This window comes from Acinetobacter sp. T_3_1 (assembly GCF_025377055.1).
Classification (GTDB): domain Bacteria; phylum Pseudomonadota; class Gammaproteobacteria; order Pseudomonadales; family Moraxellaceae; genus Acinetobacter; species Acinetobacter kookii.
Genome location: NZ_JACHVD010000030.1, coordinates 1 through 15,370, shown reverse-complemented (window position 1 = coordinate 15,370; position 15,370 = coordinate 1). Strand labels below are relative to the sequence as shown.

Genomic DNA, 15,370 nt, shown 5'->3' with positions numbered 1-15,370 from the left:
ATATTCCCAGTGTCAATCAGTAATTCAAATTATTTTAAACTTTCTCTCTAAAACCCAACTCAATCAATTTTAACTAAGTTGCTGTTTTATCAGAAGTTTTAATCTTCATCACCGCCGATGGATGTGCATTCTACAGCATTTCACCCTCAATGCAACACCCTTTTTTAACTTTTCACATCATCAGGATATTTTTTAATCATTTTATCTTTTTTTCCTACATATTTTGATCAAATTTGTTTTAATAAGCCTATGCAGAGACCTGTTAATATATTTTATTACGTATTTTTAGCTTTAAGTACCGGCTTCATAGAGCTCTAGGATTTTTTATGCGTCACTTTCATTATATTTGGGCTAGCTTTTTATCTTTAGGGTTAATTTCTCCTGTATTTGCACAAGATTTAGTTCCGTCGGCTGAATCTCAAACTACATCAGATCTAGACTCTGCTACATCACAAACTCAGACAGCTCAAACCTCCCGTCTTGATGCACTCAAAGAGTTAAAAAATATTAAAGCTAAAGACTTAAGAGTAGACGCCAACGCAACTCAACCTGAAAACCAGAAAGATCCATTACAACCTTTAAACAGACAGATCTTTGCTTTTAATGAGGTATTAGATCGCAATGTTGCCCGCCCTCTCGCCATTCAATATAAGGAAAAAGTACCGACTGAAGTGCGTGGCTCTTATCGCCAGTTTCGTAAAAATTTAGGCGAACCATGGAATGTGGTAAACCAGCTGATTCAAGGTCGTCCGCTGCGTGCCGCAGAATCTTTAGGACGCTTTACCATTAATACCCTCACCACCTTGGGCTTTGCTGATCCTGCTCGTCGTATCGGTTTATCTGCCGAAGAAGAAAACTTTGGCACGACACTGGGTTATTACGGTATTCCTTCCGGTCCTTATCTGGTGTTGCCTGTGTTTGGCCCAAGTACCTTCCGTGATACTGTGGGGCTGGTTGTCGATGGCCAGGCCCGTCCCCAAAAGTATCTTTTAGAAGATCGTGAAGGACTGTACTGGAGTGAGCAAGTGCTACGCGGTATTGATGCGCGTTCGCAACTTTTAGATATTGAAGATGTGTTACAAGGTGATAAATATTCTGCAATTCGCGATATTTATTTACAGCGTAAAAACTTTTCAATTGCCGAAAAAAAAGGACTGGAACCTGAAACCCTGTTCATTGAAGATGACCAAGACAGCTCTCAGGATCAGGATCAGGATCAACAGGACAATACTGATCAATCCAGTGATGCAACCTCTGAAGATTATGCAAACACCACACAAGTCGCATTTATTTAATAGTAATATGATCAGCACAGCATCTTCCTTTGCTGATCATTAGATTGTTATAGTACAGCTCTCGATGTTATCAATTTAAGGATCATACAATTTCTTTATGTATTTCATTCAACCGACTCGCAATATTCCTTATTTAGATCAGGTACTCAGCGCACTTCCCGGTGTGCAAATGATTCACATAGACGATATTGATTTGTATGACCCAACCATCCTGGCAATTGCTGATGTACAGGACTATCTTATCCATCAGTGGTCACTTCCCACGATTGTGCTGGCTTTTGAAAATGAAGGCACAGCTTTAGCCCAAGCCTGGGAGCTTGGGGCTTTAGCAGGCTGGATCTGGAACAAGCTGCCACGTGACCCGGAAGATTCCTTACTGAAAATTGATGCTCAGTACAAGCGCAATCAGGATAGTCGCGACCTCCCTTCAGCCGCAGAATTACAAAAACGTTTACTCCCAAACCCTATAGAATTGATGAACTATAAGGTTGAAACCCTGTTTCAACCTTCTGCCTATCTGTCTGGCGACTGGTATGATTACTGGAAAATCAGCGATAAAGAGATCATGTTCTATCTGGCGGATGTTTCCGGACATGGCGTGACCAGCAGTCTACTCACCTCCTGGATGGCGGCTTTTCACGGGCGCTCTAAAACACCACGTGAATTGGTCAAAAAACTCAATGGCATGCTGGTGCAAGAAAATATTGAAAAACACATCACCATGATTGCCGGAATTTTAAACCTGGAAACGCATCAACTGCGTTGGTCAAGTGCCGGGCATTATCCTCCCGCCATTATCTTTGAACCCAATCAGCCGCCTAAAATTTTAAATACCAGCAGTTTCCCTTTGGGACTCACTGAAGACCTGGAAGTTGAAGAGTTTGAATGCGTACTGAATCGTCATGCCCGGTTTATTATTTGTTCAGATGGTGCACTTGAACCATTTGATGGCGGACTGAATGAACAATTTGAAAAATTAGTCTTTCATTTGCAAAATCAATCATTCCAGGCCCCGGAACATGTGGCAGACGATATTGCCATCTTAAGTTTACGCCGAATGAATTAATCACATAATCAATACGTTAACTTTCAACTAAGCAATATACGACTGTTGGCTACTTGAGTCTATAGTGGCCCTATGTGATAATTTTAATATCCTTCTCTGCAAATGGCATTTATATGTCAACAGGTCATGTTGAATATGCAAGCTTGAATGGAACGCATATTTTTAAGCTTATTGGCGAAGTGCGTGCTCAATCTTGTATCAGTCTAGACAAACTTCTTAGTAAACTTGAACAGCAATCAAATGTCGTTGGGGCAATCGTAGATTTAACCCAAACTACATTTATTGACAGTACGGTTTTGGGTGTCCTTGCCAAGCTGGGTTTAAAGCTGAAGCAAACCCATCAGATTCAGGCCGTCATGTTATCTACCAATCCGGATATTACCACCTTGGCCAACAGCATGGGTCTGGGACAGGTTTTTGTGATTTTAAATTACTGCGGTGACCCGAAAGTTTGTACCCGCGAGTTAATTGAAGAGCACATTACCCATAATGCCATGTTAACCACTGTTCTAGATGCGCATAAAACCTTGATGAAGTTAAATGAAAGTAACCAGAACATGTTTGAGCCTTTGGTGAAACAATTACAAAAAGAACAAGAGAGCCTAGAACAGGTCTCTCAACAAAACGTATAAAAATGATGATTTAGAGCTCACACCATGACTTTACTCTCTGTTGTACAAATGAATTCCCAAGATGATATTGAAGCAAATTTCATCGTGATCGAGTCATTGATACAACAAAGTAAAGCAGAGGGAGCCGAGCTGATTGTTTTCCCGGAAAACTTTGTCTGTTTTGCCGCAGGAAAACAACGCGAGACCGCAGCGCAGTTCGAAAACCTACAGCAGCGTCTGGAAAAACTGGCACATCAATATGAAATCTGGATTGTGGCAGGGACACTTCCCTGCCCATTCCGCCCGGATGGTTCCATCATTACCGATGGCCGTGTACGCACCGTCAGTTTATGCATCAGCCCTGAAGGTACTGAAGCACGTTATGACAAGATTCACCTGTTTGATGTACAAGTGGGTGATGCTGTTGGTGGATATCAGGAATCTCGATTCTTTGAGCCAGGTACCGAGGTGGTCGTTGCCCAAACCCCATTTGGCCATATTGGTCTGATGGTGTGCTATGACTTGCGTTTTCCTGAACTGGCTTTAACTTTACGTCATCAAGGTGCAAATATACTTACTGCACCTGCTGCATTTACCTATACGACTGGCCAGATGCATTGGCAGTTATTGCTTCAGTCACGCGCGCTGGATAGCCAGTGTCAGGTTTTAGGTGCAGCTCAACAAGGCTGGCACGGTAAAAAACGTCAGACTTGGGGACATGCAGCTGCCAGCAATAGCCGGGGCCAAATTTTAGATATCGTTCATAGTGAAGGCGCAAGTTTAATTACCGTGCCGTTTGATTTAGCTGAACAAACCCAAATCCGTGAGTCAATGCCTTTAATTCAGCATCGTAAAATTATCAGCTTCTAATTTGCCTGCCTTAAAACCGAATTTTCATCTCTGGACTTCCCATAAAATTACAAAATCACTGCTTATTCTTTATTCAAAATCCCACACCATAACAGCTTCAACAAAAATGTAGGGATGAAAAAATGGCATTAGAAAAAGCAGTCTATACAGCAAAAGCGAAAGCTACAGGTGGGCGTGACGGACGTGCAACCTCATCGGACGGAATTCTGGATGTCCAGTTAGCCGTGCCCAAAGAAATGGGCGGACCGGGCGGCGGCACCAATCCCGAACAACTTTTTGCCGCAGGTTATTCAGCATGTTTTTTAGGTGCCATGAAATTTGTCGCCAACCGGGATAAATTCAATATCAGCAAAGATGCCTATATTGAAGGTGAAGTCGGCATTGGTCCTATTCCAACAGGTTTCGGTATCGAAGTGACATTGAATATTCATTTAGAAGGTATGGATCAGGCCGAAGCACAAAAACTGGTGGATGCCGCGCACATTGTTTGTCCTTATTCCAATGCAACACGTAACAATATTAATGTAATCCGAAATGTGATTGTCTGATTTTCGAAACCTACTTAAAAGCAGGCCCCCCTTTTGAGTAGGTTTAATTTTTAAAAATATTCTAAATTGACCTTAAGACCGAGATCTTCTAGTACACTCTATGTAACTTTTTATTGACTCAAACAACGTCTAAATCATATCTAAAAATGAAATCACTTAGAAAATCAAATCACGACATTCTTATACAGCTCACCAATATTGCACATAATTTTAAATCAACTGAAGAAAGCTATCTCCTTTCTTATCCTTATTTTTTAAGTTACTTCAAAAATTTAAAATCTATAAACCTGGAAAATTTGATTATTGGGATAAGCTTTACTTATTCTTGGATGCCAACGACCCTCAAAACAATAAATCTTCAAAACTCAAAGGAAATCATCACCCTATTGAATGATGTAAAAAATGGTGAGCTCATCGATGAGAAACAACTTACCACTTTAAAAACAGCCTTTAATAATTCTTTGGTCGGCACATCAAAACTATTGCATTTCATCAACCCAGAGCAATATGCCATATGGGATAGTCGTGTTTTTAGATTTCTAAACAATTCAGAGCCACATAAATACAAACTCGAAAAACCAAAAGTTTATATTGAGTATTTAAAGCTTATCGAAAAGCTAAAAAATGAAAAAGCCTTTGAAGCATTTTTTGAGTTAATGAAACAAAATGTTGGTTATGAAATTACCGAATACAGAGCATTAGAACTTGGATTCTTTATAGGTGCCAAATTTCAGCACAAAGAAATCTCCTGACTTTGCATATTTTAAAATATGAATTCACTCCTAAACCTTATTCATACTTAGCTCAGTTGTAAATTTTCTTATGAATAATGAGGAAAAAGCAAAGCCGAGGAAGAGTCCTTCTAATCACTCCGCGGCTTCATTGGTCACACGCAGCACTTCTTCTAAAGTGGTCTTCCCTGCCAGCACTTTGCGTAAGCCATCATCGCGGATTGAGCCGGACTGTTTACGTGCATAGGCTTCCAGTTCATATTCGGCAGCATTGCCATGAATCAGACGGCGCATCGGTTCATCTACAGGGACAATTTCATAAATGGCAGTCCGCCCCATAAAACCGGTATGCGAGCAGTGATCACAACCTTTCGGTTGCGGTAATTTTAATGCATTGTCTGTTTGTAAATGCTTAAAAATTTCGCTTTCAAAAGCATCCGCCTCATGCCAGGTTGCACAGCGCGGGCATAAGGTACGCACCAAACGCTGAGCGATCACGCCAATTAAAGAACTGGCCAACAAGAACGGTTCAATCCCCATATCTTTTAACCGGGTGACTGCACCAATTGCCGTATTGGTATGCAGGGTAGAAAGCACCAAGTGACCGGTTAAGGATGCCTGCACGGCAATTTCGGCCGTTTCCAGATCACGAATCTCACCGACCATCACCACATCCGGATCCTGACGTAGCATGGCTTTTAAAGCGCGGGCAAAGGTCATGTCTACTTTGCTGTTGACCTGCGTTTGTCCAATACCTTCCAGTTGATACTCAATTGGATCTTCAGCCGTTAAAATATTTTTTGAGCCATCATTCAGGTCAGATAAGGCTGCATATAAAGTCGTGGTTTTCCCCGAACCCGTTGGCCCGGTCACCAAGATAATGCCATGTGGACGATGTACCAGATGGGTCAAACGTTCATAATCCGGCTGCATCAAGCCCAGATGGGTCATATTCAGACGTCCAGCTTGTTTGTCCAGCAAACGCATTACCACACGCTCGCCATGCGACGACGGCAAGGTCGAAACACGCACATCCACTTCACGCCCCGCCAGTCTTAAAGAGATACGGCCATCTTGCGGAATACGCTTTTCAGCAATATCCAGTTTGGCCATGACTTTAATTCGCGAGACCAATAGAGGGGCTAGTTCACGGCGTGGCTGCACGATTTCACGCAGCTGTCCATCGACACGCAAGCGTACCGACAGTTTTTTCTCAAAGGATTCAATATGAATATCCGATGCACCCACGCGGATGGCTTCAGACAGTAAGGCATTGATCAGCCTGACAATTGGAGCATCATCTTCCTGATCCATCAGGTCTTCAGCTTCGGGCACCGAATCTGCCAAACTGAGTAAATCCGGATGATCTTCCAGACCGGCTGCCACTTGTTGCGACTCACCGGTATCACCCGCAAAACTGGAACTGAGCAACTGGTGAAACTCCTGCTCAGAACACAACTGGTGCTGTGCAGGATACCCCAAATAGCGACGTGCCTCCTGTATCGCCAGCAGCGGCGTATTTTCACGGCGCACAATAAAAGCCTGATTACCCTCGTAGCGCAGCAATACGCCATGTCGCTTGGCAAAACTATATGGTATTTGTAATTGTTTAAGTACTTGCATCAAAGTTTATAATGATGAATAAATTGATTTGAGTGTACTCTAAGCATAAGACAGCGTGAAGTCTGTTTTTAATGATTAAGCTATAAAGGAAATATGCCGTTGTCTAAAAACGATGAACTGGTAGATGCAGAGCAGCCCAATTTAATCAAATGGTGGGGCGAACAAAACTTCGAATTGAACCAGCCTAAAGCCTGGCAGTTTGGTTCACTGTTATTTCGTCTGACCCGTGGTTTGCAGGAATGGCGCCTGGAATATCATCGTCCACAGGTGCAGTATGACTATGAACAGAAGTGGCATGCGATTGAAGATCCGAATTTTGCTTTTCCGCAACCACTCAAAGTTGAACGTTATATGTTCAAGTCTACCCAAAATAAATTACAGCTGATGCCGCGTCTGGCTGATCGCTCGGTGGTGATTAAACCGGTCGATCCGATTTATATTCCGGCTGGCCAGCGCGGTACGCTGTATATCAGCACCCCTTTATGGATTGCCGGTTTTGTCGAAGGGCAAAAAGATCCGCTGTTTGACATTCCGGTGATTCTGCCCAAAGACACCTGGTTTGGACCCAATCATCGTCATGGCGAAATTTGCTATGCCACAGCAGTGGATGGCCGTACTGAACTGCATCAGCTCAAGCCACGTGCTTTTCGCGCGGTAACTCCCATTGAATTTCATAATACCAGCCATCAACAGTTACGCTTTGACCGGATGAATGTGCCGGTCTCTGCACTCCCCCTGTTCTATAGTGAAAGTACCGGTCGCCTATGGACGTCACAAATTAAAGTTTTGCATGAAGGCTTGGATAGACCGCCACGCATCCGTATTGAAAACCGTACCCCTCCTCATGCGGGTGAAGTGATCTATGTCCATCCGCCACGTGAACCGGCAAGTGCCTTGTTTAATATGTTTGATTCATTTTTCTAGGGGGTAATATGGCCGATTCAAATATTCCTAAAGAAATTACCAGCAGCTTCAAAAGTATTTTTACCAATATCAACACAGAACGCCTGACCGAAATTATCGTTGCCATCGTCCTGTGTTTTATTGGTTTTTTAATTGCACGTTTTGTCTCCAATACCTTTATCCGCACTGTTGGCTCACGCTTTAATGCCCACCAAAGTCTGGTTTGGCGACGCGGGATTTTTTATTTCATCTTCCTGATTTTTGTGATGGCCAGCCTGAAAGAAGCCGGTTTTAAACTGAGCGTGTTTTTAGGTGCAGCGGGCATTTTAACCGTAGCGCTGGGTTTTGCTTCGCAAACGTCTGCGTCTAACCTCATCAGCGGTTTGTTCCTGATCGGGGAAGGTTCTTTTGAAATCGGTGACACGGTACAAATGACCCTGATTCGTGGTCATACCATTGAAGGTGAAGTGATTTCGATTGACCTGCTTTCAGTGAAACTGCTGACTCAGGACAATGTCTATGTACGCGTACCGAATGAACAGCTGATTCGTGCCCCCGTCTACAACCTGTCCAAATTTCCGATTCGGCGGATTCCCATCACTTTAGCGATTAACTTTCATGAAGACATCATTAAAGTCCGTGAGGTATTGCTGGATGTTGCCAATAAATACCCGCTGGTTTTAGCGGATCCAAAACCGGCAGTAACCGTAACCGCTTTCCGTGAGTCCTCGATTGAGCTGTTATTTGCCATCTGGTGTAACCGTGAAAACTTCCTGAAAGTTCGCGATGAAATGCAGGAACGCATCCGTAACGGTTTTCTGGCCAATCAAATTGAAATTCCGGTACCGAAAATGGGCTTTGTCGACCGGCCAGCACCTGCCCAGCCTTTAAGTGATGAAGATATTGACCCGTATGCCAATGCCAAAGAAGTGAAGCGTGAGGCGGGGTTGAAATAATAAAATCCCTCCTAACCTCCCTTTCTTACACTTCATTTAAAGCGGCGCTTTAAATTTGCTCAGGGAGGAAAGTCCCTCTTTTTCAAAGAGGGATTTAGGGAGATTTTATTTATTTGCATCTAAAGAAAAGAAGTTACCTCTCCTTCTCTTGCGCCATATATGGCTCAGGGAGAAGGTCGGGATGAGGGATTCGTATTTTCCCCTTCAGGAATCGGTGCAATATACGCAATCATCAGCATCACAAAGCCTGCACCCAGGAATGAAATCACCCGGGTTAAGGTGCCGATATGCGACAGGTCGAACAGCACCAGTTTCAAGGTTACAATCACCAGAATACTGCCGCCCAAAATCCAGACTGAACGCAACTGTTTTCGGCTGGCCAGACTCATGGTCATAAAGGCCAAACTGACCCATAACAAAGTCAGGCTCAGTTGAACGGTTGCATTTCCCCACACCGCCAGTTCATTAAACGGCGTGTTTAAATAAACATGCAATGCACGCAGTACAATATAACTACTAAGCCAGAGCAAACTCAGCACCATCAGCACCGCGACAATGCCTTTATCCAGTCCCGATTTAACCTGCAAGGACAACATCCAGATAAAACCTGCCAGCATGGCAATACTGACCAGATCAAAAGGATTGATAATTGGCAGGATATAGCCCTGAAAGGCTTGTTGGCTAAAGAGTTGCGAGCAGATAATCCAGCTCCCCATCAGCACCAAACTACTGCGGGCTTGCCAGAACATTTTCCAGTCCAGATTATCCAGCTGCCAATAACACCAGGCACAAAAAAGCAAGGGCAAGATCACCACACTGATATAAGGCATACCCGGAAGGAGGGTTAAACTGGTCATAGCCAGACTGGTCAGGGTGCCAAAACTGACCCATTCTTTTTCAGTCCGCACACCTAGTAGTGGACGAAGCCACAATGCCGTCAGCATCAATCCGGAAAGTGCAAAACCCAGGCGATCAAACAGCGTTGGCCAAACAATAATGCCCTGCTGACTTTGATCAATCACAATAATCAGGGCAAATACAAAGACCGGAATCAGACCCAGCCATTTGGGAAACAGCCAGGTCCAAGTGGCTTTGCACCGCAACATGGCTTCATTGATCAGCAGATAGAAACCGCTCACAATCAACAGGCTCATCACCAGCTGGCTGAAATGCTCAATTTCATCCAGTAACAGCACAATCAACATGGTGGTGGCTGACAGCATCTGCAAACAGTGGAAGGCTATCGTGGAGCTGCCCAGTTGCTGCCTAAAGGACTCTCGGCTATTTGCCACCACAACCACGGCAAAATAGCTCAGGCATAAGCCCCAATACATTGCATTGGGAAACTCATTCAATTCCACCAGATAATACAAACTGGATAAGCCGGCAACAATCATCAGCCCCATGGCCAGATAGCGACTGATATCCGACTGGCGATACAAGGCATAAATAAAAATGATCAGCCCTTCCACAGCCCAGCCGATTACGCTCCATTGTTTGTGCAACAGAATCGGTGGAATTAATGCCAGAAAAATCAGCATTAAACTGAAATAGCTTTGAGAAATCAGCAACACCGCCTGATGACGTTTTGAAAGTTGATACAGGCCTGCGTACACGGCGGCAAAAGCCAGACTCGCTCCGGCTTGCCACAGGGTTTCTTCAAAATGCATTAAATAAATAAAAATATAACCGACCAGAGGTGCACCAAAAATCAGGGCAATATCCAATACCGGTTTGAGCTTGAACTGAGCAATATCTTCTTTGGCAATCAGCTGGCTAAAACGAAAACTCAGCCAGACAAAGATTGCCGTATGCACTGCCACCAAGAAGGTTAGGGTATTTTTCTCGAATTCTTTGCCCTGATAAAAGGCATAGCCACCGCCAACGATGACCGTCATCAAGAACGCGATTTGATTCAGCATTTTCCAGGGGCGTAAGGTACTTAAAACCGCAACAGCCAGATTGATCACCACATAATAAGCAATCAGTTCAATCGCGGTCGCGTTGCGGACCGGCAAGGTAAACGGTGCAATATAGGCAATGATCATCGCCATCAGCGCCAGTTCAATGGATTGCTGTTTTAAGCTGAGAATCAGGGTCACGCCCATGATGAGGGCAAAACATAATCCAGCGATGGAGAGTGTCGGAATCACCGCATTGTAATAGGCAAAGAAAAGCGTCAAAAACAAGGCTGCTAGACCCAGACCTTCCAAGGCCAGGGCGAAACTGCGGTTTTTACTCTGCATCCAGTAACCGAGTCCGGTCACTGCTCCACTCACCCCGGCAACAATTGCCAGCTTCACGGCCAGACTGAGTTGCCAATGTTCGGTGGCAAAACGCAGTAACAGAATAATGCCAATCACCAGTACCAAGATGGCGACTTTTAAAACCGGATTACCTTGAAAAATCCACTGCTTAAACTGTTCAATCAATTCCGATGATGATGCAGGCTGAGTTTCATGAGGCTGAGACTGTGGATTTTCGACAACCGAAGAAACCAGCGTTTGATTGTGCTGCAATCGCGTTTGAATCTGGTTCAATACCCCTTCTAAACGGCGTAACCATCTTAAAAAGAAAAAAACCCAGCCTGTGATCCCGACAGCAATTGCAAATTCCCAATCAAGAATGCCGCCGACAATGGCAATAATTGAACAAAGATATAAAGGAACTTTAGAGCTTTCCTGAACTGAAAGATTTGTTTCTGCAGCAATTTGTGCTGCCGGGGAATAAATCGCATCGACATATTGCATCACGCTCATGACAAAGGCCAAGCCACACAAATAGGTGAAGATGCGTACATCCAAAAACCAGGCCCCCACCCCGACAATAATCAATACCATCAGCCAAATCATCCGGATTTCGCTCTGTCCTTTCCCCATTTTTTCTTTATCTCAATCCTGATTGATTCGATGATACAACAGCTGTGACTTTGATTTTTAAGCATTCATCAGATATTCGGTAACACGCATCTTGAATGATGTGTCGATGTTCATGTGCAAAATCACGTACAATAAGGCCGATATTTGAATTAGGAATCTTTCAATGCCACCATTTGTTTTGGTCGATGGCTCATATTTTTTATTTCGTGCATACCATGCACTGCCACCACTAACCACTTCGACTGGTTTACAGACCAATGCAATTCGTGGTGCCATTTCTGCAATTCAAAAATTGATGCGCCGTATCCAGCCGACGCATATGGCGGTGATTTTTGATACGCCTGAACCGACGTTCCGTCATCAGCTTTCGCCCATTTACAAGGGTGACCGTCCAAGCATGCCGGATGAACTGTCTCAGCAGATTCCCTATCTTCATAACCTGATTCGTGCTTTGGGCATTCCTTTACACACCCTTCCTGGCGCCGAAGCAGATGACGTGATCGGCACCCTGGCTAAACGCGCAGAAGCCAAAGGTTATCAGGTGCTAATCTCGACCGGCGATAAAGACATGGCACAGCTGGTCACCGATAAAGTGACCCTGGAAGACAGCTTTAAAGACAAGCCGATGGATGTGAATGCTGTCTTTGAAAAGTTCGGGGTATGGCCCAACCAGATTGTCGACTATTTGACCTTGATGGGTGACACCTCAGATGGCATCCGTGGCGTACCGGGTGTCGGCGCGAAAACTGCGGCCAAACTGTTGACCGAATACGGCTCGATTGGCGGCATTCTGGAAAATGTCGATAAAATTAAAGGCAAAGTCGGTCAAAGCATTAAAGACAATGTCGAAGGCATTACCCTGGATCATCAGTTGGCCAGTATCGTTTGCGACCTGGATATGGGGCTTTGTTATGAAGACCTGAAACTCGGTGATCCGAATGTGGAAGAACTGCGCCGGCTCTATACCGAACTTGAGTTCCGTAACCAGTTGCAGTCTCTTGACCATCCGAATAATCCCAACAATTCCGTCTATAAACAGGCAGCCAAAAGTATTGCAACAGAGATCAATGCCCCAGCTGTCATCAATACTGAAGATGAGGCTGAACTGACCAGTGCAGATGATCAACTGGGCAAAGCCACTTATCACACCATTTTAACTCAAGCGGACTGGGACCCGCTTTTCCAGCGTTTAAGCAGCAGCAAACGCTTTGCCTTCGATACCGAAACCACCAGCCTGGATTACCGTATTGCAGAAATGGTTGGCTTTTCACTGGCTTTTGATGCCAACGATGCCTATTACATTCCGCTGACTCATGACTATGAAGGTGCGCCTGAACAGCTGAATCGGGAAACCCTCCTGGCGCAAATCAAGCCGATTTTGGAAGATCCTACGATTGAGAAAATTGGCCATCATTTAAAATATGATGCCCATATTTTGCAGAATCACGGCATTGAACTGCAAGGCTGGTATTTTGATACCATGCTGGCATCCTATGTTCTAAATTCTGTGGCGACCCGTCATGGCATGGATGATGTGGCGCGCGTGTATTTAAGCCATTTGACCACCACCTTTGAACAGATTGCCGGTAAAGGCGCTAAACAGAAAACCTTTAACCAGATCGAGATTGAAACCGCGGCACATTATGCGGCGGAAGATGCACACGTCACCTATCGTCTATACGAAGTCCTCTCGAAAAAATTGCAGGCGATTCCTGAGCTGAACAATATTTTGCACAATATTGAAATGCCGGTAGCGCGTGTGCTCACCATCATGGAAGAGAACGGCATTGAACTGGACCTGAAGTTTTTAGACCAATTGAGCGTGGATTTTTCCAATACCATCCAAAATCTGGAAAACCAGATTATCGAACTGGCTGGTCAGCCGTTCAATGTCAGCTCGCCGAAACAGGTCGGTGAAATCCTGTTTGATAAACTCGGACTCAAAGGCGGCAAGAAAACCTCGACCGGTCAATACAGCACCAGCGAAAGCATTCTGGAAAAAATCGACCATCCGATTACCGATTTGATTTTGCAATACCGTGGTCTGTCCAAACTGAAAAGCACCTACACCGATGGCTTGCAAAAACAGGCCAACAATGACAGCGGTCGTGTGCACACCAGTTATCATCAGGCGCTCACCGCCACAGGTCGTTTATCCTCTACCGATCCGAACCTGCAAAACATTCCGGTTCGTGAAGAAATTGGTCGCCAAATCCGTAAGGCCTTTATTGCCCCTGAAGGCCGGGTCTTGCTGGCAGCCGATTATTCACAGATTGAACTGCGTTTAATGGCGCATCTTTCCCAGGACGAAGCCCTAGTGGATGCCTTTAAGCATGGTCAGGATGTACACCGCCGTACTGCTGCCGAAGTTCTGGGCATTGCGCTGGAAGATGTCACCAATGACCAGCGTCGCCAGGCCAAAGCCGTTAACTTTGGTCTGTTATATGGCATGTCCGAATTTGGTCTGATTCGTCAGCTTGGCTTTACCCGTGAAGAATCGCAAAACTATATCAAGCAATATTTCCATCGTTATCCAGGCATTTATGAATATATGCAACGTACGCGTCAGGTTGCTTTGGAACAAGGTTTTGTAGAAACTATTTCAGGTCGCCGTTTATATACGCCGGATATTGATGCGCGTAACATGATGGTGCGCAAAGCAGCTGAACGTGCGGCCATCAATGCCCCGCTACAAGGTAGTGCAGCCGATATCATTAAAATGGCGATGGTGGAAGTGGATAAAATGCTGCCCAAAGATCAGGCAAAAATGCTGTTACAGGTACACGATGAATTGGTATTTGAAGTCGATGCCGATATTGCCGATGCACTAGCACCGAAACTGGCAGAAGTGATGCAATCGGTGATCCAGCTTTCCGTACCGCTGATTGTCGAAGTCGGCAAAGGCATGAATTGGGACGAGGCGCACTAATCAACAAATTTCCCCTCTTTTCTTGCGCATCGATTTAAAGCAATGCTTAAATCTCACTCAGGGTTAGGGGAGATTCATTTTCTATTCTATTAGGAGATGAGTCTCCTCAAAATGTACTTTCAATGCACAAGGGAGAAATTCTTTAATAAACTCAAAGAATTTCTCCAGTTATCATAAGTATTGAATATAAATGATGAAATTTTTTTAATTCAATCGATTATAACTTCCAATTTCTAAATAAAACTTATTAAAAATCAATAAACTTAGTTACACCAACACGCTGATCAAATTCTATCTGCTGTTCTGCAGAAAGCTGTGCGCGCTGATGACGTAATGAATAACCACCTATCATCTCCCCATTCTGCTTTAAAACATACCAATCTAAAAGATCAGACTCACTGAACTTCAACCACTGTCCAATCTGAATCCATTTAAATTCTTCTGGTAATTCAAAAGGGCGGGCAAAACAGAAATTATCTTCAAAAAATGGAGTCATCAGCCATATATTCGCACCATCTTCAGAATCTAAGCTAACCGGAATATAAAATTTAACGCAGGCAAAATCACCTTCAGATATTTTTTTTAAATTTTCTTTAAAAATATGCAGTGATTTTCTTGCAGTTTCTATTGTTGCCACATATGCATCTGCCTCATTATCTATAAGTATAAATTTTGGTTCAAGCTCACTACTCATTTAACAATATCCTGATTTAAAAATATTTAATTCAAAAAAAAGGACTCCATCGAGCATTGCTGTCCCACAATTTTTCACAAGAGGAAGCTCATTTGAGCTTCCTCTTGTTTTATGGGTATTTTATCGGGTGAAAATAAAGCTTTTAAAGTTCTTCTTTCAAACAAATTCACTTGAATTATTCTGAGTAAACGTTGAACTGTCCAACCTGTTTTCCCTAAATGTTGAGCGAAACTCACCAATAAATAGGCGATCATCGCAATCCAGA

General features: G+C 44.0%; 12 protein-coding genes and 1 pseudogene. 9 read left to right on the top strand and 4 right to left on the bottom strand.

The genetic code is table 11. The annotated features are described in order from the left end of the window. Positions 1-326 precede the first annotated feature (326 nt). From H4I94_RS15540 to H4I94_RS15515, 6 genes are all read left to right on the top strand, one after another. Positions 327-1,295, top strand: coding sequence for a VacJ family lipoprotein (locus tag H4I94_RS15540; protein WP_261183671.1), 969 nt, complete (start codon positions 327-329; stop codon positions 1,293-1,295). Positions 1,296-1,392: 97 nt separating this feature from the next. Then, a complete protein-coding gene (gigA, locus tag H4I94_RS15535; protein ID WP_131274980.1) occupies positions 1,393-2,361 on the top strand; it encodes an RsbU family protein phosphatase GigA in 969 nt (322 codons plus the stop codon). Between the two features lie 113 nt (positions 2,362-2,474). Then, positions 2,475-2,993 (top strand): anti-anti-sigma factor GigB, encoded by a 519-nt coding sequence (gene gigB / locus H4I94_RS15530; RefSeq protein ID WP_261183670.1) that lies wholly within the window; start codon positions 2,475-2,477, stop codon positions 2,991-2,993. Positions 2,994-3,017: 24 nt separating this feature from the next. Further along, on the top strand, positions 3,018-3,842 hold the full coding sequence (locus tag H4I94_RS15525; protein WP_261183669.1) for a carbon-nitrogen hydrolase family protein: 825 nt from the start codon (positions 3,018-3,020) through the stop codon (positions 3,840-3,842). 122 nt (positions 3,843-3,964) lie between these two features. After that, positions 3,965-4,390, top strand: a complete 426-nt coding sequence (locus tag H4I94_RS15520; protein ID WP_131274986.1) for an organic hydroperoxide resistance protein — start codon at positions 3,965-3,967, stop codon at positions 4,388-4,390. Between the two features lie 113 nt (positions 4,391-4,503). Continuing rightward, positions 4,504-5,142 carry a hypothetical protein gene (locus H4I94_RS15515; RefSeq protein ID WP_261183668.1) on the top strand — a complete coding sequence of 213 codons (639 nt, stop codon included), beginning with the start codon at positions 4,504-4,506 and terminating at the stop codon, positions 5,140-5,142. Positions 5,143-5,256: 114 nt separating this feature from the next. Here the strand turns inward: H4I94_RS15515 and gspE are convergent, their stop codons facing one another. After that, on the bottom strand, positions 5,257-6,744 hold the full coding sequence (gspE, locus tag H4I94_RS15510) for a type II secretion system ATPase GspE (protein WP_261183667.1): 1,488 nt from the start codon (positions 6,742-6,744) through the stop codon (positions 5,257-5,259). A gap of 93 nt (positions 6,745-6,837) precedes the next feature. On the opposite strand from gspE, the gene H4I94_RS15505 reads away from it, so the two are divergent. Next, complete coding sequence (locus tag H4I94_RS15505; RefSeq protein ID WP_261183666.1) at positions 6,838-7,668, top strand: hypothetical protein; 831 nt, start codon at positions 6,838-6,840, stop codon at positions 7,666-7,668. An 8-nt stretch (positions 7,669-7,676) separates the two neighbouring features. Next, positions 7,677-8,603, top strand: coding sequence for a mechanosensitive ion channel family protein (locus H4I94_RS15500; RefSeq protein WP_092820895.1), 927 nt, complete (start codon positions 7,677-7,679; stop codon positions 8,601-8,603). Positions 8,604-8,767: 164 nt separating this feature from the next. Here H4I94_RS15500 and H4I94_RS15495 read toward each other — a convergent pair whose 3' ends face one another. Continuing rightward, positions 8,768-11,482 (bottom strand): DUF2339 domain-containing protein, encoded by a 2,715-nt coding sequence (locus H4I94_RS15495; protein WP_261183665.1) that lies wholly within the window; start codon positions 11,480-11,482, stop codon positions 8,768-8,770. A 163-nt stretch (positions 11,483-11,645) separates the two neighbouring features. On the opposite strand from H4I94_RS15495, the gene polA reads away from it, so the two are divergent. Continuing rightward, positions 11,646-14,411: a DNA polymerase I gene (gene polA / locus H4I94_RS15490; protein ID WP_261183664.1), complete on the top strand. Its 2,766-nt coding sequence runs from the start codon at positions 11,646-11,648 to the stop codon at positions 14,409-14,411. 247 nt (positions 14,412-14,658) lie between these two features. On the opposite strand, the gene H4I94_RS15485 is transcribed toward polA, so the two are convergent. Next, a complete protein-coding gene (locus H4I94_RS15485) occupies positions 14,659-15,105 on the bottom strand; it encodes a DUF2314 domain-containing protein (protein ID WP_261183663.1) in 447 nt (148 codons plus the stop codon). A gap of 74 nt (positions 15,106-15,179) precedes the next feature. Next, positions 15,180-15,370 (bottom strand): annotated as a pseudogene (locus H4I94_RS15480) (IS4 family transposase); the annotation flags it as partial.